A 26,201-nucleotide genomic window follows, 5' to 3' on the forward strand; every position below is an offset into this window, starting at 1 on the left:
GATGACATGCCGAAACAAATTGATACGATGCTCATTAACATTGGTCAGCTTTTAACGATGGAAAGCAGCGGCCCCCGTGCGGGCAAAAGCATGCAGGATCTTCATATGATCGAAGACGCTGTTGTCGGCATCCATGAACAGAAGATTGTGTTCGCCGGAAAAAAAGGGGCTGAAGCCGGTTATGAGGCAGACGAAATCATTGACTGTTCGGGACGGCTTGTAACGCCGGGCCTCGTTGATCCGCACACCCATCTTGTATTTGGCGGATCTCGGGAAAAGGAGATGAATCTTAAGCTTCAGGGCATCTCATATTTAGATATTCTGGCGCAGGGCGGCGGGATTCTGTCTACTGTCAAAGACACTAGGGCGGCTTCAGAGGAAGAGCTGCTGCAAAAAGGCCATTTTCACCTGCAAAGAATGCTGTCCTACGGCACGACCACGGCTGAAGTGAAAAGCGGCTATGGCTTGGAAAAAGAAACAGAGCTGAAGCAATTGCGTGTCGCAAAAAAACTGCATGAAAACCAGCCTGTTGACCTTGTCTCCACGTTTATGGGAGCCCATGCGATACCTCCCGAATATCAACACAATCCGGATGAATTTCTGGATCAAATGCTTTGCCTTTTGCCGGAAATCAAAGAGCAAGAGCTCGCCAGCTTTGCAGATATTTTTACAGAAACAGGCGTTTTTACCGTCAGTCAATCCCGCAGATATTTAAGAAAAGCGGCCGAGGCGGGATTCGGGTTAAAAATACACGCAGATGAAATTGATCCGCTTGGAGGAGCTGAATTAGCGGGTGAGCTAAAGGCTATCTCAGCCGACCATTTGGTAGGTGCCTCAGACGAAGGCATAAAGAAATTGGCTGAGTCAGGAACGATCGCCGTCCTCTTGCCGGGCACGACATTTTATCTTGGCAAAAGCACATACGCCAGGGCAAGAGCTATGATTGATGAAGGTGTATGTGTCAGCTTGGCAACGGATTTTAATCCTGGCAGCTCGCCGACTGAAAATATCCAGCTGATCATGTCGATTGCCGCGCTTCATCTGAAAATGACTGCGGAAGAAATATGGCATGCGGTCACAGTCAATGCCGCACACGCCATAGGAAAAGGAGAAGAAGCCGGTCAGCTCAAAGCCGGCCGATCAGCTGATCTAGTCATTTGGCAAGCCTCGAACTATATGTATATTCCGTATCACTACGGCGTCAATCATGTACACCAAGTCATGAAAAACGGAACAATTGTAGTCAACAGGGAGGGAGCCATTCTTGGATAAATACCCTTTTCTCAGAGAGGCAGGTTCTTCGTTTAAAGACCGGGATGTAACAAAAATGAGCGACCTGATATCAAAATGGGACGGCCAAAGTATTAAAGGGCCAGCATTGATAGGTGTCCCTCTATCAAAATCCTCTATCAGTCATTCAGGCGCTTCCTTTGCTCCTGGAACAATCCGCCAGGCACTCAAACATTCATCGGCCTATTCTGCGGAGCTTGAAGGACATGTCGTATCAGATTTTCTTTACGATCTGGGGGATATCGATATTCATGTAACTGATATCGTAAAGTCACATCAACAAATCTTCCATACCATGCATGCTCTGCTTTCGGACCATCCAGATTGGGTGCCGCTCATACTCGGGGGAGATAACTCGATCAGCTACTCCACCATAAAAGCGATAGCACAAACTAAAGGAGCGGCAGCAGTGATTCAATTTGATGCCCATCACGATGTTCGAAATACGGAGGACGGGGGGCCGACAAACGGCACCCCCTTCCGCCGCCTTTTGGATGAAGAGATCATTGAAGGCCAACATTTGATCCAGCTGGGTATCAGAGAATTCAGCAACAGTCAGGCATATGAAGCATATGCAAAAAAACACAACGTGAACATTCACACAATGGGCATGATTCGTGAAAAAGGACTAGTCCCGACGATAAAAGAGATTTTGCCTGCCATTCAAACAAGAACAGACTCCATTTTTATATCCGTTGATATGGATGTCTTAGACCAGTCCCATGCACCCGGCTGTCCAGCGATTGGCCCGGGCGGCCTCTATACAGACGAATTGCTCGAAGCAGTCAAGTACATCGCACAACAGCCCAATGTTGCCGGGATTGAAATCGTTGAAGTTGATCCTACCCTCGATTTTCGAGATATGACAAGCAGAGCCGCAGCTCACGTTCTGTTACACGCATTAAAAGGAATGAAACGCTCCCCATTCAAGTGATCTTCTGGCAGGTTGTATTTTGGGTATGAGAAACTCATCTGCCTAATGAATGGCAGCTAAAAGGAGGGCGAGACGGTGGATCTTCAGGAGAACAGCGGCCAACAGCTAAAACGCACAATGAAAAGCAGGCACTTATTTATGATCTCATTGGGAGGCGTCATAGGGACAGGGCTTTTCCTCAGCACGGGTTATACGTTACACCAAGCTGGACCCGGCGGTACGATACTCGCTTATTTAATCGGCGGGTTGATGATGTACCTCGTCATGCAATGTCTCGGTGAATTGTCGGTCGCCATGCCGGTGACCGGATCTTTTCAAAAATATGCTACCACATTCATCGGGCCATCTACCGGTTTTATGGTCGGCATCATGTACTGGGTGAATTGGGTGGTGACGGTAGGTTCTGAGTTTACCGCATCAGGTATTCTCATGCAGCGCTGGTTTCCTGACAGCAGCGTATGGATGTGGAGTGCGGTTTTTGCAGCTCTCCTTTTCATATGCAACGCATTTTCAGTCAAGCTATTTGCGGAAACCGAATTCTGGTTTTCCAGCGTGAAGATTGTCACGATCATTTTATTTATCATTTTAGGAGGAGCCGCCATGTTTGGTTTGATCTCTTTAAACGGGACGGCAGATGCTCCTATGTTGTCAAATTTCACAGGTCATGGAGGGTTGTTTCCGAATGGTTTTCTCGCCGTTTTTATCGCCATGATATCTGTGAGCTTCGCCTTTTCCGGTACAGAATTAATCGGAGTCACAGCCGGAGAATCAGCAAATCCTCAAAAGGATATTCCGCGATCCATCCGTAATGTTGCATGGAGAACAGTCATTTTTTTCATTGGCGCTGTCTTCGTATTATCCGGGCTGATTTCATGGAAAGAAGCAGGCGTGATTGAAAGCCCGTTTGTAGCCGTATTTGCGGAGATCGGAATCCCTTACGCCGCTGATATTATGAATTTCGTCATATTAACTGCCTTGTTATCCGTCGCCAACTCGGGCCTATATGCTTCAACCCGTATGATGTGGTCGTTAGCAAACGAAAACATGATCAGCTCCCGTTTTAAGAAAGTCACATCTAAAGGCATTCCCTTAAATGCCTTAATGATCAGTATGGCCGTATCTTGTTTATCTCTCGTTTCCAGTATCGTGGCGCCCGGAACTGTATATGTGGTGATGGTAGCGATTGCTGGATTTGCAGGAGTCGTGGTCTGGATGAGTATTGCGTTGTCTCAACTCTTGTTTCGAAAGAGATTTCTTAAAAAAGGGGGAAATGTAAAAGATCTGACATTTCGCACGCCGCTTTATCCTCTTATGCCTATAGCCGCTCTTTTATTATGTTCAGCTTCTTGTATCGGTCTTGCTTTTGATCCCAATCAAAGAATCGCACTATTCTGCGGAATTCCTTGTATCATCCTATGCTATCTCATCTTCTATTTTAAAAGAAAGATTGAGAAAGCAAAAAAAATCAGCCAAGAAGAATATCAGATCGATCATATCCTTTAATCAAAACAGCACACCCCACTCAGATGGGATGTGCTTTATTTTTATTCCGTAATCAACGTATGAATCAGTTTCGGCGCCTTCGCTTCCGCTGCGATACGGATGTTGTCATAGACTTTTGCGATGACTTCATCGACGTTTTCGCGGTTGGCGTAAAGCGTAACAAGAGACTCGCCTTTTTCTACCTTGTCGCCGACCTTTTTGCGGAGCATGATGCCGACGGCCAAGTCAATTTCATCTTCTTTTGTGGCGCGTCCGGCACCTAACAGCATTGCTGCGACGCCGATTTCGTCCGCGACAATTTCGGAGACAACACCGGCTTCTTTGGCAGGCACATCAATTTGATATGCAGCTTGCGGAAGCTTAGATGGATCGTCAACAATCGAGCTGTCGCCGCCTTGGTTTTTGAGGAAGTCCTTGAATTTTTCAAGCGCTTTGCCGTTTTTCATGACTTCTTCCAGCTTCGTTCTCGCTTCGTCCAATGTATCAGCTTTTTTCGCAAGCACAACCATTTGGCTTCCGAGCGTTAAGACAAGCTCATGAAGATCCTCAGGGCCCTCGCCTTTGAGCGTGTCGATCGCTTCTTTGACTTCAAGCGCATTTCCGATCGCAAAGCCGAGCGGCTGGGACATGTCAGAAATGACAGCCATTGTTTGGCGGCCGACGTTATTGCCAATACGAACCATCGCTTTGGCAAGTTCAGCTGCGTCTTCTTCTGTTTTCATGAAGGCGCCCGCTCCCGTTTTTACGTCAAGCACGATAGCGTCCGCCCCGGCAGCGATTTTTTTGCTCATAATCGAGCTTGCGATCAGCGGAATGGAATTGACCGTTCCCGTTACATCACGAAGCGCGTACAGTTTTTTATCAGCCGGCGTTAAATTGCCGCTTTGGCCGATGACGGCGACCTTGTCGCGGTTCACAAGCTTAATAAATTCGTCCTTCGACAGTTCCACATGAAAGCCGTCGATTGCCTCTAATTTATCAATCGTACCGCCCGTATGGCCGAGGCCGCGGCCGGACATTTTAGCAACCGGCACATCAAGAGCCGCAACTAGCGGGGCGAGAACGAGTGTTGTCGTGTCGCCGACGCCGCCGGTGGAGTGTTTATCCACTTTAATCCCTTCAATGGCAGAAAGATCAATCGTTTCACCGGAGTTCACCATAGCCATCGTCAAGTCCGCACGTTCACGGTCACTCATATCCTGGAAGAAAATCGCCATAGCAAGCGCGCTTGCTTGATAATCAGGAATGCTTCCATCTGTATAACCTTTCACGAAAAATTGAATTTCTTCAGTGGTGAGTTCTTTTCCGTTTTGTTTTTTGATGATGATATCTACCATTCTCATGTTTGGTCACCGATCCTTTTCGATTAAGTTCAGTAAATCAAGCCCACAATTGCTGCTGATAAAAAGCTGACAAGCGTAGCGCCGTATAATAATTTCAGGCCAAAACGAGCGACAACATTTCCTTGCTTTTCATTCAGTCCTTTTACGGCACCGGCAATGATACCGATCGAGGAGAAGTTCGCAAATGACACAAGGAATACCGATACGATCGCTGTTGTACGGCCGCTGAAATGGAAGCCGTTTTGCGTTAGCGACGTCATGGCAACAAATTCATTCGATACCATTTTTGTTGCCATAATGCTTCCCGCATTAACTGCTTCGTTCCATGGGATACCCACAAGAAAAGCGAATGGAGCAAACACATATCCAAGAATGCCTTGGAAGGAAATACCGAATACTGCATTAAAAATGCCGTTAATTAAGGCAATAATCGCAACAAATCCGATCAGCATCGCAGCGACGACCACCGCTACTTTGAAGCCGTCAAGGATGTATTCTCCGAGTACCTCGAAGAAGGATTGTTTTTCTTCTTCTTCGACACGAAGCATATCCTCTTCTTTTTTTACATCATAAGGATTAATAATTGAAGCGATGATGAAACCGCCAAATAAGTTCAAGACCAGTGCCGTTACGACATATTCCGGTTTCAGCATCGTCATATACGCGCCGACGATTGACATTGATACGGTTGACATCGCAGAAGCGCAAAGCGTGTACAAGCGCTGCTGGTTTAAAAGACCGAGTTCTTTCTTCAAGGAGATAAATACTTCTGACTGCCCTAAAATGGCTGAAGCAACTGCGTTATACGATTCCAGTCTTCCCATACCGTTTACCTTGCTGAGGGCAAGGCCGATATATTTAATAATAAACGGGAGGATCTTCCATTTTTGCAGAATCCCAATCAAGGCGGAAATAAACACGATTGGCAAGAGAACGTTCATAAAGAATGTCGTTTGATCCGCATTCACCAAGCCGCCAAACACAAAGTTGATTCCTTCTGCCGCGTATTCAAGCAGGTAACCGAATCCTTTTGCAAATCCTCCTACGAGGAAATTCCCTACCCCGGTATTGAGGAGAATGTAGCCGAGAATAAATTGCAGAATGAGCATAACAACAATTGGGCGGATCTTAATTCTTTTTTTCCCGCTGCTTGCGATCCACGCAAGGCCTAAAAACACGATCAAACCGATTATCCCAATCAAATACTTCATATGTGTTTCTCCTTTGTTTGTATTCGCTTACAATAACTACTTCCCCAGAAAAGATAGAAGAGTAACGGAAAGCAATGTGCCTTCCGTCTACTTCTTAATAGTTGTCTCCGCCTGATGCGTTTTCGCCTTTTACAATGGAAACGCCTGCGCTTGCGCCGATTCGGCTCGCTCCCGCCTCGACCATTGTGTCTACATCTTCTTTCGTTCTGACGCCGCCTGATGCTTTCACGCCGATATCAGGGCCTACTGTTTTGCGCATTAAGGCGATATCTTCCTTCGTTGCGCCGCCTGTAGAGAATCCCGTTGATGTTTTCACGAAATCCGCTCCCGCAGAAACCGCTAAACGGCACGCGCGTTCTTTTTCTTCATCAGTCAGAAGGCATGTTTCGATAATGACTTTGACAAGCGCTTTTCCGGCTGCTGCTTCCACCACACCGCGGATATCCGCTTCAACCATATCGTCTTCTTTGTCTTTCAACGCCGCAATGTTAATGACCATGTCCACTTCAGTGGCGCCTTTTGAAATCGCGTCTTTTGTTTCGAACGCTTTTGTTTCTGTTGTGTTGGCACCGAGCGGGAAGCCGATGACCGTACAGACGTCAACTCCAGTTCCCTCAAGCTCTTTTGCAGCAAGCTCTACCCATGTCGGATTGACACATACTGAAGCAAATTTGTATGTTTTTGCTTCTTGAATTAATGTTAGAATCTCCGCTTTTTGTGTATGCGGTTTCAAAGCTGTATGATCAATTATGTTAGCTAATGACATCCTTCGCACACTTCCTTTTTTGTTAAGATATTTTTTAGCATAACCGACTTTTGAACATATGTAAATTGGTAATTGAAATTTTGTTCAACGAACGGTTTGCACGTGTCACAAATCATTAACAAGCGCCCTTGCAGTATGCTGGTCAATGATCAAAACGTTGGCATATTTTCCGGTTAATGCACCGTGTATGGAGGACACTTTTCTGCTCCCGCCGGCCACTAAAATCGAGCGTTCCTTCAGCCTAAGGTCTTCAAGCTCAACGCCGATGGTCCGGTCATTGATGGCTCTGCTGCAAATATTTCCTTTCGCATCAAAAAAGCGTGAACAGATATCCCCGACGGCCTGTTTTTTCAGCAGGGCTTTCTCTTCTTCGTTAAAGTATCCGAGCCGGAACAACAGCGCTTCTTCACGGACAGTTCCCACCGTGAAGAGAGCGATATTCGCCTGCTTGCCCATCTCGATGATCCGCTCAATATGACGGTCTTTCTCCACCATTTTCTTCACATCGGCATTATCAAACACGACGGGAAGCGGGAGATAGCGCGGCATCGTTTGAAATGCCTCTGCAAACAGCTGAATCGTTTCAGCGGAATACGTGTTTACCCGGGAATGGCTGATGCCGCCTTTCAGCTGGACGACCTCGACGCCTTTTACCTGCTTCGGCTGCATGTTTTGCGCAATTTGATACATCGTGGTTCCCCAGCTGACACCGACAATGTCGCCGTCTTTCACCGTTTCATGCATATATTCTGCACCATAGCGGCTTAGGTCATGTGTAATTCCTGCATAATCAGGTGTCGGAGAAAATACAACATGCGCCTCCAGAAGCCCGTATTTCTCTTCAAGCATGGAACCGAGCGCATCCAAATCCTCAAAAGGGTCCATGACGCGAATCTGGACAAACCCTTTTGCTTTTGCATATTGCAGCAGCCGTGAAACGGTCGGCCTTGAAATGTTGAGCTGCTCAGCAATTTGCTGCTGACTGTAGTCTGATTGATAATAAAGCCTAGCCGCTTCTATGCTTAATTGTTGTTTTTCCCGATCCATTCCGCACCTCCCTTTGGATCAGTTCATGATGAAACTGCTTTCGATTTGCTTTTATTATACAGGCTGGCCCCAGCTTTCATCCACCTGATTTCTGAGAAACTGAAAAACGCTCTGGACGCAGGACCTGTCCAGAGCTTACTTCTCCCATGTCATATGCTGATAAATCCCTTTCATAATAGCGTACATTCCATATAAGATCAGCCCGAACGCCAAAATAGACAGAATCATTTTGCCATGCGGCTGCTGCGCGAGTTCAGCGAGCGCACCGTCAAAGCCTCTTGTGTCGTCAGGATCAGCGGTCATGGCTGTCTTGATGAGAAAATAGCCGATAGCCGAGAAAATAATGGCCCGGGCGATATTGCCTGCGCGCCCAGTGTTTTTCGCGATGCATATCATTTGTTTATTCATTTTTGACGTATCGAATTCTTTCATAAAAGCAGCCCGTACACCCTTCACAAATTGAACGATCGCAAATACGATAAAACCCGCACCCGTAAACCCTGTGAGCCATTGGCCGAACGGCTGGGCCAATACATAAGCGGACCACGTCTGTTCTGAAGTGCCGCCGTCTCCTTGGCCAAACACAAAGCGCAAGGCATTCCAAGCAATGGATGCATAAACGGCGGCGCTGAAAAAGTTTCCTGTTCTCCGCGTCAGGCCGCGCCTGCTTGTTCCGTGGCCTTCCGTGTCCTTGAGCGCGCTCAGCACCATCCAGATCACATAACCGACGAGACCGACGCCAATGAAAAAAAGCAAGAATGACCCGTACGGCATGCGTGATAACGTTTGGAGCGCTCCGCTCGAATCTTTTGCGCCACCCGCCCCAGCTGCCGTCATACATGCTAAAATCCCGAGCAGGATAAACACGCCGCCGAATGCAAAATAACCAAGCCTCCCGAATCGCTTGACCCAAGGCTTGGTTTCCTGTTTGATTTTTGACATGTACTGGTCTTTCACGGCCATGTGTCCAACCCTCTTTCACAGAATCCTTACTGTAACATTCCCGATTGGACAAAATTGAAACAGCTGCTGCCTTAGCTATGGCTGGCTGAGACATGTTTTTGCTGGTCAGCTGACTGTGCAGGCGTCATCCAAGCAGCCGCTGCGGCTGCTGTGATTCCGCCCGCTAATTTTCCAATGATCATAGCAGCCGCCATTTCTTTTTTCATTCCGGCTACAAAACCGAGATGGCTGCCAAGCACAAAGGCTGCGCTAACCGCAAATGCGACATTGATGACCTTTCCTCTCGGCGTCATATCTTTTAATGAAGCCAGCATGGGAATATGATGAGCCAAAGAAGTCACCAAGCCTGCTGTTGCTGTCTCATCTAAATGAAAGCATCTCCCCAGTGCCTGAAGAGGCTTTTTAAAGACTTTTGTGATAAAGGCGGTCATCGGAAACGCCCCTGCCAACGCAATGGCGATGGTCCCTGTCGTTTGTATCCCTGTTTCGACGTTTTCCATCCCTGGAATCAGCACAATGCCAGTCATCGTTTCAACGGAGACAGCTGCAAGCCCGATAATTGCAACCATACTGACAGCCTTCCCGAAGAGATGAAATAACCGAATGATGATATCGGTGTACCGCCATAATCCAAAAGCGATCACAGCAGATAAAAGACTCGGAATCAGGAGGTTTTGACCTATCATGATGATGTTAAGGCCTGCGCATAATCCGCCGGTTAAGCACCCGATCGGCACTGTACACAGCCCGATTAAAATGCCTTTTGCAAAGTACGGGTGATCCTCTTTTTCGATGATGCCTAGAGCGACGGGAATTGTGAAGACAATAGCCGGTCCCATCATCGTTCCTAAAAACACCCATGAAAACAATCCGGCCTGTGGATCTTTCGCCATTTCTCCAGCGAGCGCATATCCTCCCATATCAATGGCCAAGATGGTGTTCGCAAAGGATGAAGGATCGGCGCCAATCGCTGTATAAACCGGAGAGACGATGGGAATCAGGATAGCTGCCAGCACGGGTGCCAGCGACACAATTCCGATCATGGACAGCGCCAGAGGCCCCATGGCCTTGAAGCCGTCGGCAAACCGCTCGCCAAGCCCCCACCTGTTTCCCAAACAATAATCCGCCGCTCCCAATAGTAAAAAGGCAGCCAAAATGAATACAACCGCGTCATTCACCGTCATGGTTTCTCCTTTTTCAAACGTATGATTGGTTTTATCATATCATCTGAAATCGGTTAGTAGAGCTGAATCTTATCCAATATGCGCTAAAAATTCTTTTATATCGGCTTTCTCAACGGCTGTTATGATGCGACGCGCTTTTTCTTGCGGAACCGTTAATATCAATTTTTCTATTATGTCTTCTTCAGACAGCTCATTTCCTGGCGCCCCTTTTGGGCAGTCCACACGCGCTTCGCAAATCCGGCCGTCTGATAAATAGGCCCGGACAATCGTGAAACGGCCTTTTGGAACGGCATGAGGGGCCGGCTGAATGGCATTGTCATATACTCGCTGAATATGCCCTATTGTCGTTTGAATGACGCTTGGGATCGGCTGGCTGTTGAAATGCTCAGCGTTCAGCTCATGTCCGTGCAAAGCAAGAGCAATCACATATTCAACGCTGAAACGGCCTTCCTCTCCAGCCTTCGGCGATCTTTCCGTCAATGCAGCATCTCCGCCTGGCGGAAAAATCACTTCAATCCGCTCGGTATTGGCAGCAGAAATAGCTTCTTCAGAGACAAGCTTTCGTACCGCATCTGCAGCATGGTGTGCCGCAGAGCAAAATGGGTAAATCTTAAACCATAGGCCAGGCTTCACGATTCTCCATGATGCGCCCCAACGGTTTAGCAACGTGTTTTGTGCTTTTTCTAAATCGCCGTACAGGCCGAAGAAACCTGTATCTCCATCAAGTGCCGTACGGGACCCGCCGAATTCTGATTGGGCCAGCTTAACGGCAAGCAAGCCAGCCTGAGCCGCCAGCCCGGCGTGCAGCGGTTTCATTTCTGTCCCAAATTGCACCCTCATCCCGGCAGATTGCGTTGCTGCAAAACCAATGGCTTTTTCCAGCTCTTCCTGAGTCAGTTCCTCTGCGTAACCTGCGGCGCAGGCAGCAGCGATCGCGCCAAGCGTTCCTGTATTATGCCAGCCCTTTTCATAGTGGCGGCTGCCAATCGATTCTCCCAGCCTTGCCATCACTTCAACACCAACAATATAAGCGCCAAGAAGCCGCTCGTCATATCCGCGAGCGGCAGAAGCTATAAGAGCCGGCACGATGACAGCACTGGGGTGTCCTCTTACATCGGAGTGGACATCATCAAAATCCAATGCATGGGCGATAAATCCATTGAGCATCGCGGATTGTAATGGCGCGGCCTTTTTTCCTTGCCCGATAATAGGAACAAGGGACGCGCCTCCTTCATCCTCTATCAGGCGGAGGAGCTTTTGAATTCCTTTATCTTCTCTTCCTGCGAATGAAGCGGCTGTAAAATCGAGTAACCCTTTTTTTGCTTCACGCATCGCGGCAATTGCACGCTCAGGCTGTGACGTTCTCACAGCCTCCGCGAGACCTGCTGTCAGCCCTTGTCTGCTCATTTGATGGTCTCCAGTACGATAACAGCCAGCTCAGCGAAATATTGAGATGCAACCGTCAAGGCTTCTTCATCCAATGTAAAGGCCGGGTGATGCCACTCCTCCGTACCGTTCGTTCCCATCCACACAAAAAATCCCGGGATCTTCTCTTGATACAGAGCGAAGTCTTCTCCGCCCGGAGACTGCTCAGCGTGAACAGTTTGATAGCCAAGCCGTTCCGCAGCTTCGGATGCCGCATTCAAAAATGTGCCGTCATTCTGAACGGAAGGCAAATAAGGAAACCACTTGAATTCTGCTTGTGCCCCATAGCCCGCGGCAATTCCTTCAGCCACTCGTTTCATATGTTCCGGAACAGCCTGTCTCGCTTCTTTTTGAAAGGTTCGAACCGTCCCCTCCATTTCAGCCTGGTCCGGAATCACGTTCCACGAAGTGCCCGCCTGTACTCTTGTAATACTAACGACCGCGTTTTGCAATGAGCTGATGTTGCGGCTGACCACAGATTGCAGGCCGCTGATGATTTGTCCGGCTGCAACGATTGGATCAATACTGTTATTCGGGATGCCGGCGTGTCCGCCTTTCCCTTTGACGACGATCTCAAATCGGTCAACACTTGCCATGAGCGGACCTTCTTTTACACCTATGGTCCCGACAGGCAGATCCGGCTTATTGTGCATGCCGAAAATCGCGGAAACGCCATCAAGTACGCCAGCTTCGATTACCTTTCTTGCTCCTGCGGCAATTTCTTCCGCTGGCTGAAAAATAAAGCGGACAGTACCTTTCAGCTCGGCTCTTCTTTGATTCAGCAAAATGGCCGTGCCGATAATGGAAGCTGTATGAAAATCGTGTCCGCACGCATGCATCGTACCGTCAACCTTAGATGCAAACGGCAGATTCGTCTGTTCTTGGATCGGGAGCGCATCAATGTCAGCTCGTATCGCTATCACGGGTCCGTCTTCGTGCCCTTTGATTTCCGCAATCACGCCTGTTTCCAATAGAGGAACGTCAAGAATCTCAATATGTTCTTCTTCAAGCCAGCGGCGGATTTTTTTCGTCGTTTCAACCTCTTGAAATGACAGTTCAGGATGTTCATGAAGATCACGCCGCATATTGATTAAACGGGTATGAAACGTTTTGTCGGCCATTGTTCTTCTCCCTTTCTTATATAAGCTCTGCAGGCTCTCCCACCTGCTTGATAAATCGTTTCGTCCGTTCGTTTTTCGGATGGTCAAACAGTTCTTCTGGCGTTCCCTGCTCGATAATATGGCCGTCTGCCATAAAAATCACTTTATCAGCGACCTCTTTCGCAAACGCCATTTCGTGTGTAACAATGATCATCGTTGTTTGTTTTTCCGCAATGGACTTGATGACCTGAAGCACCCCTGCGACGAGCTCAGGGTCAAGCGCCGAAGTTGGTTCATCCAGCAAGATCGCATGCGGATTGACCGCAAGTGCCCGCGCGATGCCGATTCGCTGCTGCTGGCCGCCGGACATTGTGATCGGATAGCTGTCAGCCTTATGCTCTAAACCAACTTGTTTCAGAATATCCATTCCAATGCGTTTCGCTTCGTCGCGTGATTTGTGTTGAGCCACGATTAAAGCTTCTGTAATGTTTTGCAGAGCCGTTTTATTTTTAAACAGATTGTAGTTTTGAAAGACCATGGCCGTTTGCTGGCGAAGCCGGTGTGCTTCCTTGCGTGTGAACTTTTCCGCGTTCAGTTTGGCTTCTCCGATTTCAATGTGGCCTTGATCCGGACGTTCTAATAGATTTAAGCATCGGAGAAGCGTTGATTTTCCAGAACCGGACGGACCGATGATCGCCACTACTTCTCCGCGTTTCACTTCTAGATCGATTCCGTCGAGCACGACGAGATCTTTAAACGCTTTGCGAATATTTTTTACTGTTATCAACTGATTTCACCTCTAAGTCCGGTATGGCTTGCTCATGGCGCGTTCAAACATGTCCTGCAAAATGCTGTAGATAATGGTAAGAACCCAATAGACAATCGCAACCGCTAAGTACGTCTCAAAATATTTGAGGTTTCCTGAAGCGTACATCTTCCCTTGGGCGAACATCTCCATGACCCCTAATGTAAAGGCCAGTGAAGTTTCTTTGAGTAGTCCGATAAATGTATTTCCCGTTGCCGGAATCGCATTTCGGACGGCTTGCGGCAAAATAATCCGTCTGTATGCCTGAAGTTTTGTCATGCCGACAGACAGGCACGCCTCCAGCTGCCCGTCATCAACAGAATTGAGGGCGGCACGGAAGATTTCTGCCAAATAAGCGGCGTTTTTTAAGCTTAACCCGATGATGGCAGCTGTGAGAGCTGTCATTTTGCTCATCTCCGGAAACAGCTGCGGCAGTCCGTAGTAGATTAAGAACAGCTGCACAAGTGTCGGCACGCCCCGGAAAAAGGATATATACAGCTTTGACAGCTGATGTAGCACTGGAATTTTGTTCTTTGTGATAAGTGCGAGAATAAGTCCTCCGATAATGGCAAAAATCATAGCCGCTACGGCCATAAACAAGGTGATCGGAAGGGCCTGAATTAAAGTCGGGAATGCTGATATCATGAATTCCCAATCAATTGTGTTCATTCTGGTGATTCACCGCCGTTTCTTAATGCTTCTGTTCTACTGTGATATCTTCATTAAAATATTTTTCGGAAAGCTTTTTCAGTGTCCCGTCTTTACGCAATTCATCAAGCGCTTTATTAACTTTTTTGCGGAGCTTATCGTGTGCGTCGTCCTTGGCAAATGGGAATGCAACTTGTTCGTACACAATCGGATCCCCTGCAAGCTTTAACGGCAATCCGGTTTTCTTCATTTGCGCGATCAGCACAGTTCGGCTGTTGACATAAGCGTCTACACGGCCGTAAGCGACATCCTTCAGCGTGCCTTCTTGTGTTTCGTATGTTTTGATATTGATTTTTTTATCAGGATCTTTGCTTTCAAGATTTTTTGCGTGATTTGAACCGAGAACGGCAGCGACTGTCTTCCCTTTTAAATCGTCTACTGACTTGATGTCATGATTGTCTTTTTTGACAACAATCTGTGTTCCCGCATAAGCGTATGGTTCAGTAAAGTGATACGTTTCCTTACGTTCATCAGTCACAGCTACCTGGTTGGAAATGGTATCAAGCTTGCCTGTTTGAAGCTCTCCCATCAGCCCGCTGAATTCAAGCAGCTTCCAGTCCAGTTTCATGTCAATTTTCTTCGCGACCGCTTCCATCACTTCCACATCAAAACCTGTCAGCTTTCCGTCTTCTTTATAAGCAAATGGGTAACTTTGTCCTGTCGCACCGACATGAAGTACATTGTCATCCTCTTTACTGCTGCTGTTTCCATTGCCGCAAGCTGAGAGCACCGCTAATAATGCAGCAACGAACAGCACAGTCCATTTTTTCATTTTCATTTGATTTCCCGCCTTTTCTATTTTATAGGTCATTTCGCAATTGTTTTTTCATATAGATTGTCATATGCCCTTTGCCAAGGTCTTGTTCACCTGAGCGGACATACCCTTTTCGTTCATACATCTCAATCAGCCACGGATGCTTATCCGCTGTTCCGAGTGAGACAAACGGAACCTTTAACGTATCGCGGAGGATTGTTTCCTCCAGCCATTGAAGCAGCTTTGTTCCGACTCCTTTTTGACCGGTGTCAGGGTCCACAGCGAACCACCAGATATGCGGAACGCCATACGGTCCCGGCTGCTGTCCCCAAGGCATTCTTAAGGTAATGGTCGCGATGATCCGCCCGTCCTCTTCCATGACGTAGCAGGCGTTTTTCCCGATGTTATTTAACACCAAATCCAGATCCGCATGAGCGGCAGCAAAACGAATACCGAGCTTTCGAATCGGTTCATAAGCCCGCAGTGTCAGCTCTAGAAGCTGTTCGGCATCACGTTCAACTGCAAGACGATATTGTGCCTTCATCTAGCGTTCCTCCTTACTTTGCATAACGGTTTACCGGCTTTTCCAAACCGAAGTGGTCTCTCAATGTAGTGCCTTCATATTCTTTTCTGAACACCCCGCGCTCCTGTAAAATCGGAACCACTTGATCAACAAACACTTCAATTCCTTCCGGAAGAAGCGGAGGCATGATGTTAAACCCGTCACATGCCTTCTTATCCACCCATTCCTGCATCTTGTCGGCGAGCTGCTCCGGCGTGCCGACGAAGATATGGTGGCCTCTGGAGCCTGCAACGTATTTGTAAAGCTCGCGTATCGTCATATTGTCACGTTCAGCCATTTCCTGAACAAGCTTGAAGCGGCTCTTCACCGCATTGGAAGCATCTGCGTCAAGCTTCGGCAGCGGCCCGTCAAGCGGATATGCTGACAAATCAATTCCTCCTAAATAATTTTGGAGAATTTGCAGACCGACAGATGGAATAATCAGATCTTGAAGCTCCTTGTATTTGGCTTGCGCTGCTTCTTCGGTATCAGCAATGATCGGGAAAATACCCGGCATGATTGCAATTTTTTCTGGATCACGTCCGAATTCCGCAGCCAGCTCTTTAATCGATTGATAAAAATCTTGAGCTGATTCCAGGTGGTTTTGCGCTGTGAAGATCACTTCTGCTGTTCTGGCAGCCAGTGCTTTTCCGTCTCCTGATGATCCTGCCTGGATAATGACCGGCTGGCCCTGCGGCGTTCTTGAAACGTTAAGAGGCCCGCGAACCGAGAAATATTCTCCTTTGTGGTTCAGCTCGTGCATTTTTTCCTTCTCAAAGAATTCACCTGTTTCTTTATTGCGGATAAAAGCGTCCTCTTCCCATGAATCCCAAAGTCCCTTTACAACCTCGACAAATTCCTCTGCCCGCTGATAGCGCAAATGGTGTTCAAGATGCTTTTCACCGCTGAAATTCAGCGCTGTTGATTCAATAGACGAAGTGACGACGTTCCATCCGGCACGGCCGTTAGACAGATGATCCAATGACGCAAACTGTCTGGCAATGTGAAACGGCTCGCTGTATGTAGTGGAAGCTGTTGCTGTCAGTCCGATTCTTGATGTTACCTGCGCCAAAGCAGAGAGCAAGGTGAATGGCTCAAACCTTGTTAACACATTTGGATGAGACTTGCTGTCAATTGATAGGCTATCCGCTAAAAACAGCATATCCAGCTTGCCCCGCTCCGCTGTTTTCGCAAGCTCTTTAAAATAATCCAAATTCATGCTCGCATCGGCAGGCGCGTCCGGATGCCGCCAAGACGCCACATGATGTCCTGTACCCGCTAGAAAAACCCCTAATTTGATTTGTTTCTTTTTGCTTGTCATGACGTTACTCCTTTTATCATGTTTTAGGCTGAAAAATCCGAAAAATAAACACCTATATTCCTAGTCGTTTAATATGAATAAATCAAAATGTACCCTTGTCTTAGGCGTTTGTCAATGAGTTAAGATCAAATTTTTCATATCTCGCGGAATCATGGGGCGGCATTTGTGCAACCTGTGTACTCGTAAAACTAGTCTGATGATGCTGAGACTCAGTTTTGATCCAAAGTTTATATAAATATAGCTTGCGCGTGATCGGCGTTGTAGATTTAGCACAATCCATTTTGCCAATGATTCAGAAGCTGTGACATCGTACAAAAAAAATCAGCTGACCCCGGATTTATACCAGAATCAGCTGATTGATTCTTAATTAAGCTCTAGAATATTTTCTTCTGCTTTAGCAGAAAACACTTTAGGCTCCAGACAGTCAAGGTCTTCATGAAATAAACTTACTTTTTGGATTTGCCGATTGTCGTAGTGGTGAAAGTAGTAGTTTCCCGTGTCGTTGCACATCACAGAAGTATATTGCGTATAATCAATTTCGTCTTCTTCCGTTATCACAGCACCCTTGGGTATCGCCATGTTTGCCAAAAGCTGAAAAGCAGCTGATACACCTCTCGTTTCATCTGCTGCCGGCTCTAGATGTTCTTTCAGAAAAACAGCTCTGACAAACCGTGAAGGCGGTGTATAATCTCCCGGCAGACCCACAGTACCCGAGCCTTGGCCAAAAGCGGACAGCATCAATCCGCCCATCTCCTTGCTCTCGAATTGTTTCGGCCTTATTCCTATATATTGCCTAAGATTGGTCACATGCCATAAAAAGTCGGGACTGTTCGTCATGACACCTGGTTGATTGTCATAGATTTTGATGCCGTCTGCTCTCGGTTCTATCGTCAGGCTGCGTCCCGTCCGGTCTGACAATATCCAGTGTAGCGGTAAAACGGTATCCAATAGCTCTAATTTCTTCTCCACAATCGTTAAAGAGTGGATCTTTTCTTTTACATCATCCAAAGACTTACAAACTGACAGCGCCCATGTTACAAACTCATGCGGGGCAATATGAACGCCGTCTCCCCGTATCGTTTTTTCGTACTCCGCATATCCCATAAAATAAAGCGCCGCACAAGATAAACCGCTTTCATTAACACCGTCGGCAAATAATATATTTCCAAGTTTTCTCCCCATACCGATAAACGCGTACTGTGTTTGGTGCACCTTTCCGTCAGCTTCACTCGTCCAGTTGTAACGGCGCGGATAGAGAATGACCTCCGTCCCCAGCTGAAATGCAAAATCCATTGTTCTCGCTAATAAATGATTCCGGTCAGCAGTTTCCAATGTAAGACTTGTGCACATCTGATTCAGTCCCCTTCCGATTCAGGCTAAAATCATACATTTTGTGAACAACTTGTTTTATCAGCATAACGAAAGTCAAAGAGATTCGTCAAAAGATTAACATGACTTCAAAACGAGGAATCCATCCTAGAGCAAAGAATGACAAGAAGATTCGTTCATGAGAAAAAAATGTACGATGCTGATGATTATGGTGATTTCTTCCTTTTTATTTCTACAGCAGCAGAGCCAATAAGAAATTATGCAGGTTCATAATTCATCGCTGATGTTCTAAAAGGGCAGCAGGAAAAAGAAATCTTAGCGTCCATTCCGCAAAAAGGGCTGATGATGATTACAGACCAGACAGGCACAATAAAGCCGCCATAACAAAAAAATCCAGCCTCCTAAAAGGCTGGATTTCATTATTTCGCCAAAACAAGCTCGTGAATCGCATGCGCAACACCATGTTCATTGTTGGAGCGTGTTTGAAAGTTTGCGGCTTCCAATACTTCTGGGATGGCGTTTGCCATGGCAACGCCGCAGCCCGCCCATTCAATCATTGTCAGGTCGTTCCCGTTGTCCCCTATGCTCATGACTTCCGCTTGTTCAATTCCAAGCAGCTGTGCTAGCTGGCGTACGGCATTTCCTTTGCTGGCTTCCGGATGCAGAATTTCATAAAAGAAAGGCGCGCTTCTGACCATTGTATATTTTTCTCTCACGTCTTTTGGAATCGATGTAATGACGTGGCTTAAGTTCTCCGGTTTATCAATAAACATCACTTTCGGGATGAGGATATCTTTTGGCACCTCGTCAATCTCGCGGAAATGAAGCGGCACTTGCGTCACATAGGATTCGTATACGGTAAATTCGCTAATATCCCGGTTAGGCGTATACAAATTAGATGAGTCAAAGAAATGCATCGGCGTCTTCAGCTCTAAGCTCAGGTCATATAATGAAGTCAAATCATCATAACCGAGAGACAGCTCCGTGACCACTTCGTTTGTATAGGTATTTTGAACAAGCGCTCCATTATACGCAATAACATAGTCGCCTTCTTCAATTAAATTCAGTTCATCTAAATATCTCCGCACACCCCCGATCGGCCGGCCGGTGCAAAGCACAATTTTGACGCCTTCCGCTTTAGCCGCGTGAAGTGCTTTGCGGACTTCCTCTGTTACTTCATGATGATCATTTAAAAGTGTTCCGTCCATATCAATTGCAATTAGTTTGTACATCCTGCATCTCCTTCGTGTCGTTTTCAGGCTATAGTCCCATCATATCGTTTTTTCTTTTTGATATTCAACTGGAAGAGATGATTTTCTCCGGATTCTGTTTAGACGCCGGCCTTGTCTTCGAGTACGAGTGCGCGGTTTCCGCTTTCTTTTTGTCTCCATGCCGCCGTTTTCTGTTTTTTCCTGTTTCATCAGCAGGAAGCCGGCAGCTAAAAAAGGAACGCCGGTTATATTCAAGATGGCGAGCTTCACACCCGCCGCCGTCAAAAAGAATCCCCATGAAGATGCAGGATTCCGCCTGATCATGACGTAAGCCGTCATTTCCAGAACAATCAAGATGGCATGAAGAACTACACAATACATAAGCCATACAAGCGCAAAAAACAATACATAATTCACGATTGCCCCTGAGTACATCATAGCGCGCATCATTTGTATAAACGATAAGGACTGCATGGATCCGCTGATAACATTAGGGTTATAGATCGTATAATCACTAAATAAGTCTTTGATCTTGAGAAAAGCCCATAATATAAATATCCACTGAATGATATGTAAAATAAGTCCTGTTAACACCAGTCTTTCAGCTTTTTTATTTCTCATATTTCTCCTCCTTGCCGATCTTTGATGTGATTCTTGTCATCGTTTTTGTCTGGCCATTTTGCTCCCATATCAGCGTCCCATTTTCTCCTCTTTTCAGCGTGCTTTTGAGCGGATAATAAAGTCCGAGATACTGAATCCCGATAGACCCGTCAGTGCTTTGGGAAATCACCTTGTATGCCATAAAAGGCAGCTGTACCTCTCCTCTTCCTTCAATCACTTCCGTCTCCATCACCTCGTTTTTGGTAAAGGTGACTGTTGCTGATTTCACGCCATCCATGGGTCCCTGGGCAATTCCCTCATCCCACGTGCCGTAATAAAACGGCGTTTCCTCTTTTTGTTGTTGGCAGCCCGATATCATGACGCTTACAGCGGCCAGCAGCAAAGCGATAAGACCTTTGCTGCGCAACTTGATCACCGCCCTTTCTCACCTTTTTAGGCAAATGCCGTGGCACTGTGCCAATGACTACATAAGTTATAAGGAATTCACCCACATTTTATTTTTAAGGAGATTGATTACATGAATCCATATCAATATTACAGCCCGCAGCTGCCTCAGCAGGAACCTTACTATAGCCAACATGAATACAATCCTTATCCGCAGCAGGATTATTATGATCCTTACCAGACGGACAGACAGCCGCCGGCGTTAGAAAGAAGAGTTGCGGCACTTGAACGGCAAAACGAACAGCAATCAAGAGAGTTAACACGCCTTACGAATGAAGACCGCCGTCAAAATCGAGAAATTGCACGGATTGCCGAACAGGTCAATCAGTTAAGCCAGGCTGTTGAACGCCATACACGCCGTTTAAACCGGCTCAATCAGCGCCTCCGCACAGTAGAAAACAGGCTGAATATCCCATTTACTGCAGGGGAAGGCGGTTTCTGAAGCAGGCAAAGAAAAAAAGCGGAATACGATTCTCCCGATTTCAGGGTTTCGTTTTCCGCAATCCTTATGGTTTTAAAACGGAACATTTACATAAAAAGGGTTTGTACCAGTATACAATCTTTACCGTTTTCATTCAAAGATAGAGGAGCTGAGGAAAATAATTGTAGTTCCACTTTTACAGAATTTCTTTTCATTCAAGTTGCATGATAATACCGACTCACATCAATCGATCACATGGAGGAATGATTCATGCATCATACACAACACGGCTTGCAGCAGCTGAACCAATGCCGCCAGACTGCTCAGCAGCTCATTCAGCAAACACAGCAAAGCAGCCAGCAATATCGCCAAATGCTTCATCAGGAGCAGCAAAACATCCAAATGCTGCAGCAGATTCTAAACCACGAACAACAAGCGGCACATACTATTCAGCAAGCGCTGCACGGACATGACATGGCCATTCAAAAATGCCAGCAGGTTGTCAACATGTGCAACCAAATGCAGCAGGAATTCACTGGACAATCCAGCGTGATGAATACGAATGTGTCTACACTTCCATTCGGCCAAAATACGCCATTCCAGCAGCAATCCTACCAGCAGTAACATATAAAAAGCTCAACACAATGCTAGTGTTGAGCTTTTTTCTTACTGTTCTTTGCGAATATGTATATCTTGAATTGACTGTTTCGGGGCATGAAATCTGCTCTCGGCTTCACTTCTTGCCTCGGCAAAAGCCCGCGCCTCCACATGATCTTTGTAGACATCCAGCTGAATCAAATACAGCGGGCGTACTTTAAATCCATGAATAATGGTCACCGCCCATAACGGGACCACAATAAAAACACCGGGCAGATCGGGCAAAACAAAACCAAACGCAAAAATGAAAAAATAAATGATTCCGTACATGATCCACTTTCTATTTCTAACCTTGATGCCAATAAATAAAAAGGCAAAAAAACTGGTAATGGCAAAAGGCATGAAAATAAACAGCATCCACCAGCTATGCAGCCATCCCCAAGCGGCACCTCTTTTTGTAATTCCCATATTTTCCTCCTCCTATTTACCTATAATAATCGATTAGGCATACCGCGTCACCCATAAACGGGAAAAACTTTCTCCCTTTAAAATAGTGATAGACGGCGAACAGGTTTCTTGCTATATTATTAATTGATAATGATAATCATTACTAATCAATTAAAATACATATTGGAGGGTTCTTGATGAAAAAGAACACATTGCTCGTGGGCATGCTGGTGCTGCTTCTTATGTTTGCCAGCGCTTGCAGCGGCACGGCTTCGAAAGGAAGCTCAAGTGATTCAGCTTCCGAAAAGACAGAAATGAGAACATACAAATCAACAAAAGGGAACGTCAACATTCCTGCACATCCGAAACGCATTGTCACTGATTTTTATGCCGGTGAATTACTGTCTGTCGGGGCCAATGTGGTCGGCTCAGGCTCATGGTCATTTGATAATCCGTTTTTAAAATCAAAGCTGAAAGATGTGAAGGATGTTGGTGATCCGATCAGCGTTGAAAAAGTGATGGAGCTTCAGCCTGACTTAATTGTTGTCATGAATGAAGAGAATGTCGATAAATTAAAGAAAATCGCTCCAACTGTTGTCGTTCCTTATAACACAGCGAAAAACGTAGAAGACACAGTCAGCATGTTCGGAGATATCGCCGGAGCGAAAGACAAAGCAAAATCATTTATGGCTGACTTTAACAAAAAAGCGGAAGCTGCTAAAAAGAGAATTGCCGGCGTCATCGACAAAGATGCGACCTTCGGCATTTATGAAAACACGGACAAGGGCGAATTCTGGGTGTTCAATGACAATGGCGGACGCGGCGGCCAAGCTGTATACAATGCACTCGGGTTAAAAGCGCCTGAAAAAATTGAACAAGATGTCATCAAAAAAGGAGAGATGAAACAGCTCTCTCAAGAGGTTATTCCTGAGTATGCCGCAGATTATATGTTCATTACGGATTACAACCCGAAAGGCGAAAGCAAAACACTCGACAAGCTGGAGAATTCCTCTATTTGGAAGAACCTGGACGCTGTTAAACATAATCGCGTGTTTATCAATGACTTTGACACGTTTTATCCGTACGATCCGATTTCTGTCAGCAAACAGGTGGATATCATCACCGACATGCTGATCAAACGGGCCGAAGAAAATAAAAAATAAAAAAACGGCACAGTCATGACGCTGTGCCGTTTATTATGATTCACTTTAATGTTGACTGTACGGAGTCCGGCATATCTTCAAACCTGACTTCTTCCCAAGTCTCGACATACTTTCCTTTCGCCTTCACCTTCAAATACGCGTTCTTCCGAAGCTCTTTGCCGGCGAAAAAGGTCACTTCTTCTTTTTTCCCGGATGCATTATATCCGTCTAATGTATATTCAGTACCGCCCGGGCTAAGATGTCTGCCATCTCGATCAATCTGAACATAGACATCTTGCTGGTGAATAAACGGATTAAATCTGTCTGTAACATCGTTATGAAAAAAGAGAAGCCCGCATATTACGGCAGCAGCCGCCAAGACGGCCAGGATTGCCATTGCTTTTTTCATCTTTGCACTCCCCTTACTTGTTCATTTTTTTCAAATAGCTTGACCGCACCGCGAGGAAGAATAGAAGCTGAAAAATGAAAAACCCTCCGATGGTGAGACTGAGCGGCCCCGCTACATCGGAATAGCCTTCCACAGCCAATGTTCTCAAGGCAAACAGCGTATGCATGACGGCAATGACAAATGGAAAGAAGAAAAGAATTGCCAATTGTATCGTTACGCTTTGTGCCATTTCACGCTCACTCAGGCCGATTTTGGCCAGTGAACGGTAGCGCTCCCGGTCTTCATCTAAATCAGTGAACAGCCTGAAATATAAGAAACTTGCTGCCGCGACAAAGAATACAATTGCGATAAACAAGCCGATAAATAAACTCAGGCTCGGCAGCTGCACCGTATCATAGTAGGTGCCGGCTTTTGACATAAAATCAGAATGCACGTCGATATAGTTGCCGTAGATCTCATCTTTCAGAGATTGGCTGAAACCAAGACTGTCTTTCCAATGATCGTAGCTGTAGCCGTATAATGACGCTTTATCACCGAGTGATTTGAGCTGATCAAAGGTTTTATCGTTCACCGCGATGATGGCATTCAATGAGATCAGCGGTTTTTTGACTTCTTTTACTGACAGTTTTTGTCCGGACAGCTTGCCTTTTTGGTTCAGCAGCTTCAGCTGATTCGGCGCTTTGTTTTTGAAATTGCGGTCATACGTGCCCGGGAAATAGACAGCCTCGTCTTCTTTCAGAGAGTTCACTTTGACATGGAAGTATTTTACCGCATCCGATTCACTAATCATGTAAACAGGCGGAACAGTATCCCCTGCCTGATAGCGAATATTGGAAACATCTATTTTGTCTTTCTTATACGTAAAGCCGTGTGTTTTCAGTTCATGGTCAATTTTTTTCAAATGAGTCTGTTCTTTTGGATTGTTGCTGTAAGATAAATACTCCATTTCATAAGCGGACTCTTCCGCCCCGACGGTCGATTTGTACATCGCGAGCACACCCGTAGCCGTAAACGCAACCGCGGAAATAATGCTGACAATAAAGAACAGGCGGGCGTTGTCTTTTAAACGATAGACAAGGTCAGAAACCCAAATGACATTTTTCCCGCGCAGATAAAAGGTTTTCCACTTCTTCAGCGCGCGCAGAATCCATATGCTGCTTTGGCTGAAAAAGAAATACGTTCCGATGACGGTGAGCAGTAAAATGATAAACGGTTCGGTCCCGTGGACATTGCCTTTAAGAACCATGCCGTACCCGCCGCACAGACAGGCGATGCCGAATAAGGACAGAAGCACGGACGGCTTAGGCTCCGGCTTAATCTTGTCAGTGCCCTTTATTAATTTGATAACCGTATTTGATCTGACAAAAAGGATCGTAAACTGCGATAAAAGGAAAAATAAGAGCAGAAATCCGCCGGCCGTAATACCGAGCGCTTTCCAAGGCATATACAAAGGCAGCGCGTCCATTTCTAAAATATAAGCGCCAACCGTAAAGAACGTCTTTGAAAAAATGAATCCTCCGATTATGCCGGCTGCAATTGACATGACGCCGATGATCATATTTTCCGCAGTAATGAGCTTTCTCAGCTGCCCCGGCGTGATGCCCTGCATGAGCAGGATGCCGAATTCTTTATTTCTCGATTTTAAAAACGCATTAACCGAATACAGAACAAATAAGAAAGAAAAAACAAAGATCATCCATTCCGCGGCGGTTAAGCCTTTTTTGGCGATGTTATTCAGGTAGCCTTCCTTTAATGCCGGATGAAACAGGAACATCGCAAAGGTAAAGAAAATCAAAACGGAAAAGGCGCTGCTTAAAAAGAATGCAAGATAGGCCCTTTTGTTTCTCGTGACGTTTTTATAAGCGAACTGAAGAAAGGTCATTTGCGTTTCCCCCCAGCATAGACAGCACATCGAGAATTTGTTCATAAAATACTTGGCGGTTTTCCCCGCGGTAAATCTCATTAAACAGTTCGCCGTCTTTTATAAAGATGACGCGGCGGCAGTAGCTTGCCGCAACAGGATCGTGGGTCACCATCAAAGCCGTGACATGATCATCCTGATTCAAGCTCTGCATCGTTTCCATGACGTCTTTTGACGCTTTGGAATCAAGGTTTCCCGTCGGTTCATCGGCCAGAATGAGTGACGGCTTATGAATGACCGCTCTTGCAATGGCGGCACGCTGGCGCTGTCCTCCGGATACTTCAAACGTCCGTTTGTTGAGCAGGTTTTCGATACCGAGCTTTGCCGCGATGCCTTGCAGTTTTTCTTCCATTACAGACGGCGCTTCTTTTTCAAGCGTTAACGGCAGCATGATATTTTCACCGATTGTCAGCGTGTCCAGAAGGTTGAAATCCTGAAACACAAATCCGAGCTGCTTGCGGCGGAAATGAGCGAGCTTTGTCCGCTTCAGGCGATGCGGGTTTTCTCCATGAATCAGGATATCACCTGAATCCGGACGGTCGATCGTTGAAATGATATTCAAAAGCGTTGTTTTTCCGGACCCGGACGGCCCCATCACCGCCGTGAACTCGCCTTCTTCTATTGAAAATGAAATTTGCTTTAAGGCTTGATAGGACACTTGTCCTTTATAGGTTTTATTTATATGTTTAACTTCAAGCATATTCGCCATGAGAATCCTCCTTATGGTTTTATTCTTGTTGATC

General features: G+C 46.3%; 27 protein-coding genes. 6 read left to right on the forward strand and 21 right to left on the reverse strand.

Annotated features, from left to right (window positions below; translation table 11 throughout):
* Positions 1–6 precede the first annotated feature (6 nt).
* The 3 genes from hutI (at position 7) to AC0DBE_RS12930 (ending at position 3,727) form a co-directional block, all read left to right on the forward strand.
* Positions 7–1,272, forward strand: coding sequence for an imidazolonepropionase (gene hutI, locus AC0DBE_RS12920; RefSeq protein WP_087987383.1), 1,266 nt, complete (start codon positions 7–9; stop codon positions 1,270–1,272).
* Positions 1,265–2,224, forward strand: coding sequence for a formimidoylglutamase (gene hutG, locus AC0DBE_RS12925; RefSeq protein ID WP_072565532.1), 960 nt, complete (start codon positions 1,265–1,267; stop codon positions 2,222–2,224). Before hutI ends, hutG begins: the two co-directional genes overlap by 8 nt.
* 75 nt (positions 2,225–2,299) lie before the next feature.
* Entirely contained in the window at positions 2,300–3,727 is a 1,428-nt protein-coding gene (locus AC0DBE_RS12930) for an amino acid permease (protein ID WP_087987384.1), read from the forward strand.
* 41 nt (positions 3,728–3,768) lie between these two features.
* Here AC0DBE_RS12930 and AC0DBE_RS12935 read toward each other — a convergent pair whose 3' ends face one another.
* The 17 genes from AC0DBE_RS12935 to AC0DBE_RS13015 all read right to left on the reverse strand — a co-directional run bounded on the left by AC0DBE_RS12935 (position 3,769) and on the right by AC0DBE_RS13015 (position 20,435).
* On the reverse strand, positions 3,769–5,070 hold the full coding sequence (locus AC0DBE_RS12935) for a pyrimidine-nucleoside phosphorylase (RefSeq protein ID WP_014115742.1): 1,302 nt from the start codon (positions 5,068–5,070) through the stop codon (positions 3,769–3,771).
* A 29-nt stretch (positions 5,071–5,099) separates the two neighbouring features.
* Entirely contained in the window at positions 5,100–6,281 is a 1,182-nt protein-coding gene (gene nupC, locus AC0DBE_RS12940) for a nucleoside permease NupC (protein ID WP_014115743.1), read from the reverse strand.
* A gap of 94 nt (positions 6,282–6,375) precedes the next feature.
* Positions 6,376–7,047, reverse strand: a complete 672-nt coding sequence (gene deoC, locus AC0DBE_RS12945; protein WP_072565535.1) for a deoxyribose-phosphate aldolase — start codon at positions 7,045–7,047, stop codon at positions 6,376–6,378.
* Positions 7,048–7,152: 105 nt separating this feature from the next.
* The gene (gene deoR / locus AC0DBE_RS12950) at positions 7,153–8,094 is read right to left on the reverse strand and encodes a DNA-binding transcriptional repressor DeoR (RefSeq protein ID WP_472962412.1); all 942 of its coding nucleotides are present in this window, start codon (positions 8,092–8,094) and stop codon (positions 7,153–7,155) included.
* Between the two features lie 135 nt (positions 8,095–8,229).
* Positions 8,230–9,057 (reverse strand): DUF1206 domain-containing protein, encoded by an 828-nt coding sequence (locus AC0DBE_RS12955; protein ID WP_079287631.1) that lies wholly within the window; start codon positions 9,055–9,057, stop codon positions 8,230–8,232.
* Between the two features lie 71 nt (positions 9,058–9,128).
* On the reverse strand, positions 9,129–10,241 hold the full coding sequence (gene eutH, locus AC0DBE_RS12960) for an ethanolamine utilization protein EutH (protein WP_014115748.1): 1,113 nt from the start codon (positions 10,239–10,241) through the stop codon (positions 9,129–9,131).
* A 69-nt stretch (positions 10,242–10,310) separates the two neighbouring features.
* Positions 10,311–11,648 (reverse strand): MmgE/PrpD family protein, encoded by a 1,338-nt coding sequence (locus tag AC0DBE_RS12965; RefSeq protein WP_472962415.1) that lies wholly within the window; start codon positions 11,646–11,648, stop codon positions 10,311–10,313.
* Positions 11,645–12,787 (reverse strand): N-acetyl-sulfur-metabolite deacetylase SndB, encoded by a 1,143-nt coding sequence (gene sndB / locus AC0DBE_RS12970; RefSeq protein ID WP_072181640.1) that lies wholly within the window; start codon positions 12,785–12,787, stop codon positions 11,645–11,647. Before sndB ends, AC0DBE_RS12965 begins: the two co-directional genes overlap by 4 nt.
* Before the next feature lie 16 nt (positions 12,788–12,803).
* Complete coding sequence (locus AC0DBE_RS12975; protein WP_014115751.1) at positions 12,804–13,553, reverse strand: amino acid ABC transporter ATP-binding protein; 750 nt, start codon at positions 13,551–13,553, stop codon at positions 12,804–12,806.
* A gap of 12 nt (positions 13,554–13,565) precedes the next feature.
* Positions 13,566–14,240: an amino acid ABC transporter permease gene (locus tag AC0DBE_RS12980; protein WP_061186829.1), complete on the reverse strand. Its 675-nt coding sequence runs from the start codon at positions 14,238–14,240 to the stop codon at positions 13,566–13,568.
* Between the two features lie 22 nt (positions 14,241–14,262).
* The gene (locus AC0DBE_RS12985) at positions 14,263–15,057 is read right to left on the reverse strand and encodes an amino acid ABC transporter substrate-binding protein (protein ID WP_061186828.1); all 795 of its coding nucleotides are present in this window, start codon (positions 15,055–15,057) and stop codon (positions 14,263–14,265) included.
* Positions 15,058–15,079: 22 nt separating this feature from the next.
* Positions 15,080–15,577 (reverse strand): GNAT family N-acetyltransferase, encoded by a 498-nt coding sequence (locus tag AC0DBE_RS12990; protein ID WP_072181637.1) that lies wholly within the window; start codon positions 15,575–15,577, stop codon positions 15,080–15,082.
* A gap of 13 nt (positions 15,578–15,590) precedes the next feature.
* A complete protein-coding gene (locus AC0DBE_RS12995) occupies positions 15,591–16,916 on the reverse strand; it encodes an LLM class flavin-dependent oxidoreductase (protein ID WP_472962419.1) in 1,326 nt (441 codons plus the stop codon).
* Between the two features lie 363 nt (positions 16,917–17,279).
* A complete protein-coding gene (locus tag AC0DBE_RS13000; protein ID WP_472962421.1) occupies positions 17,280–18,266 on the reverse strand; it encodes a choloylglycine hydrolase family protein in 987 nt (328 codons plus the stop codon).
* Between the two features lie 398 nt (positions 18,267–18,664).
* The gene (yidA, locus tag AC0DBE_RS13005; RefSeq protein ID WP_326197680.1) at positions 18,665–19,477 is read right to left on the reverse strand and encodes a sugar-phosphatase; all 813 of its coding nucleotides are present in this window, start codon (positions 19,475–19,477) and stop codon (positions 18,665–18,667) included.
* 39 nt (positions 19,478–19,516) lie between these two features.
* On the reverse strand, positions 19,517–20,077 hold the full coding sequence (locus tag AC0DBE_RS13010; RefSeq protein WP_472962423.1) for a hypothetical protein: 561 nt from the start codon (positions 20,075–20,077) through the stop codon (positions 19,517–19,519).
* Positions 20,067–20,435, reverse strand: coding sequence for a DUF3255 family protein (locus AC0DBE_RS13015; protein WP_472962520.1), 369 nt, complete (start codon positions 20,433–20,435; stop codon positions 20,067–20,069). The genes AC0DBE_RS13010 and AC0DBE_RS13015 overlap by 11 nt, the downstream gene beginning before the upstream one ends.
* A 159-nt stretch (positions 20,436–20,594) precedes the next feature.
* On the opposite strand from AC0DBE_RS13015, the gene cotNE reads away from it, so the two are divergent.
* Positions 20,595–20,963, forward strand: coding sequence for an inner spore coat protein CotNE (gene cotNE, locus AC0DBE_RS13020; protein ID WP_014115760.1), 369 nt, complete (start codon positions 20,595–20,597; stop codon positions 20,961–20,963).
* A gap of 249 nt (positions 20,964–21,212) precedes the next feature.
* The gene (locus AC0DBE_RS13025) at positions 21,213–21,566 is read left to right on the forward strand and encodes a hypothetical protein (protein WP_014115761.1); all 354 of its coding nucleotides are present in this window, start codon (positions 21,213–21,215) and stop codon (positions 21,564–21,566) included.
* A gap of 42 nt (positions 21,567–21,608) precedes the next feature.
* On the opposite strand, the gene AC0DBE_RS13030 is transcribed toward AC0DBE_RS13025, so the two are convergent.
* Complete coding sequence (locus tag AC0DBE_RS13030; RefSeq protein ID WP_472962426.1) at positions 21,609–22,007, reverse strand: hypothetical protein; 399 nt, start codon at positions 22,005–22,007, stop codon at positions 21,609–21,611.
* A 176-nt stretch (positions 22,008–22,183) separates the two neighbouring features.
* On the opposite strand from AC0DBE_RS13030, the gene AC0DBE_RS13035 reads away from it, so the two are divergent.
* Positions 22,184–23,149 carry an iron-hydroxamate ABC transporter substrate-binding protein gene (locus AC0DBE_RS13035; RefSeq protein WP_014115762.1) on the forward strand — a complete coding sequence of 322 codons (966 nt, stop codon included), beginning with the start codon at positions 22,184–22,186 and terminating at the stop codon, positions 23,147–23,149.
* Positions 23,150–23,189: 40 nt separating this feature from the next.
* On the opposite strand, the gene AC0DBE_RS13040 is transcribed toward AC0DBE_RS13035, so the two are convergent.
* From AC0DBE_RS13040 to yxdL, 3 genes are read right to left on the reverse strand one after another with little or no spacing between them, the layout of a single operon-like run.
* Entirely contained in the window at positions 23,190–23,537 is a 348-nt protein-coding gene (locus AC0DBE_RS13040) for a YxeA family protein (protein WP_061186823.1), read from the reverse strand.
* A gap of 13 nt (positions 23,538–23,550) precedes the next feature.
* On the reverse strand, positions 23,551–25,419 hold the full coding sequence (gene yxdM, locus AC0DBE_RS13045) for an ABC transporter permease YxdM (RefSeq protein ID WP_472962428.1): 1,869 nt from the start codon (positions 25,417–25,419) through the stop codon (positions 23,551–23,553).
* A complete protein-coding gene (gene yxdL / locus AC0DBE_RS13050; protein ID WP_014115765.1) occupies positions 25,394–26,167 on the reverse strand; it encodes an ABC transporter ATP-binding protein YxdL in 774 nt (257 codons plus the stop codon). Before yxdL ends, yxdM begins: the two co-directional genes overlap by 26 nt.
* Positions 26,168–26,201 lie beyond the last annotated feature (34 nt).

The sequence above is a fragment of the Bacillus sp. VA15 genome, from assembly GCF_055721145.1.

Coding starts and splice junctions, on each gene's coding strand:
- AC0DBE_RS12995 (WP_472962419.1), bottom strand. CDS start 16,916: ATGACAAGCAAAAAGAAACAAATCAAATTAGGGGTTTTTCTAGCGGGT.
- sndB (WP_072181640.1), bottom strand. CDS start 12,787: ATGGCCGACAAAACGTTTCATACCCGTTTAATCAATATGCGGCGTGAT.
- deoC (WP_072565535.1), bottom strand. CDS start 7,047: ATGTCATTAGCTAACATAATTGATCATACAGCTTTGAAACCGCATACA.
- eutH (WP_014115748.1), bottom strand. CDS start 10,241: ATGACGGTGAATGACGCGGTTGTATTCATTTTGGCTGCCTTTTTACTA.
- AC0DBE_RS12980 (WP_061186829.1), bottom strand. CDS start 14,240: ATGAACACAATTGATTGGGAATTCATGATATCAGCATTCCCGACTTTA.
- AC0DBE_RS13025 (WP_014115761.1), top strand. CDS start 21,213: ATGCATCATACACAACACGGCTTGCAGCAGCTGAACCAATGCCGCCAG.
- AC0DBE_RS13010 (WP_472962423.1), bottom strand. CDS start 20,077: ATGAGAAATAAAAAAGCTGAAAGACTGGTGTTAACAGGACTTATTTTA.
- yidA (WP_326197680.1), bottom strand. CDS start 19,477: ATGTACAAACTAATTGCAATTGATATGGACGGAACACTTTTAAATGAT.
- AC0DBE_RS13030 (WP_472962426.1), bottom strand. CDS start 22,007: ATGGGAATTACAAAAAGAGGTGCCGCTTGGGGATGGCTGCATAGCTGG.
- AC0DBE_RS12935 (WP_014115742.1), bottom strand. CDS start 5,070: ATGAGAATGGTAGATATCATCATCAAAAAACAAAACGGAAAAGAACTC.
- AC0DBE_RS13040 (WP_061186823.1), bottom strand. CDS start 23,537: ATGAAAAAAGCAATGGCAATCCTGGCCGTCTTGGCGGCTGCTGCCGTA.
- AC0DBE_RS13015 (WP_472962520.1), bottom strand. CDS start 20,435: ATGATATCGGGCTGCCAACAACAAAAAGAGGAAACGCCGTTTTATTAC.
- AC0DBE_RS12990 (WP_072181637.1), bottom strand. CDS start 15,577: ATGAAGGCACAATATCGTCTTGCAGTTGAACGTGATGCCGAACAGCTT.
- AC0DBE_RS12985 (WP_061186828.1), bottom strand. CDS start 15,057: ATGAAAATGAAAAAATGGACTGTGCTGTTCGTTGCTGCATTATTAGCG.
- cotNE (WP_014115760.1), top strand. CDS start 20,595: ATGAATCCATATCAATATTACAGCCCGCAGCTGCCTCAGCAGGAACCT.
- AC0DBE_RS13035 (WP_014115762.1), top strand. CDS start 22,184: ATGAAAAAGAACACATTGCTCGTGGGCATGCTGGTGCTGCTTCTTATG.
- deoR (WP_472962412.1), bottom strand. CDS start 8,094: ATGGATCGGGAAAAACAACAATTAAGCATAGAAGCGGCTAGGCTTTAT.
- nupC (WP_014115743.1), bottom strand. CDS start 6,281: ATGAAGTATTTGATTGGGATAATCGGTTTGATCGTGTTTTTAGGCCTT.
- yxdM (WP_472962428.1), bottom strand. CDS start 25,419: ATGACCTTTCTTCAGTTCGCTTATAAAAACGTCACGAGAAACAAAAGG.
- AC0DBE_RS13000 (WP_472962421.1), bottom strand. CDS start 18,266: ATGTGCACAAGTCTTACATTGGAAACTGCTGACCGGAATCATTTATTA.
- AC0DBE_RS12955 (WP_079287631.1), bottom strand. CDS start 9,057: ATGGCCGTGAAAGACCAGTACATGTCAAAAATCAAACAGGAAACCAAG.
- AC0DBE_RS12965 (WP_472962415.1), bottom strand. CDS start 11,648: ATGAGCAGACAAGGGCTGACAGCAGGTCTCGCGGAGGCTGTGAGAACG.
- hutI (WP_087987383.1), top strand. CDS start 7: ATGCCGAAACAAATTGATACGATGCTCATTAACATTGGTCAGCTTTTA.
- yxdL (WP_014115765.1), bottom strand. CDS start 26,167: ATGGCGAATATGCTTGAAGTTAAACATATAAATAAAACCTATAAAGGA.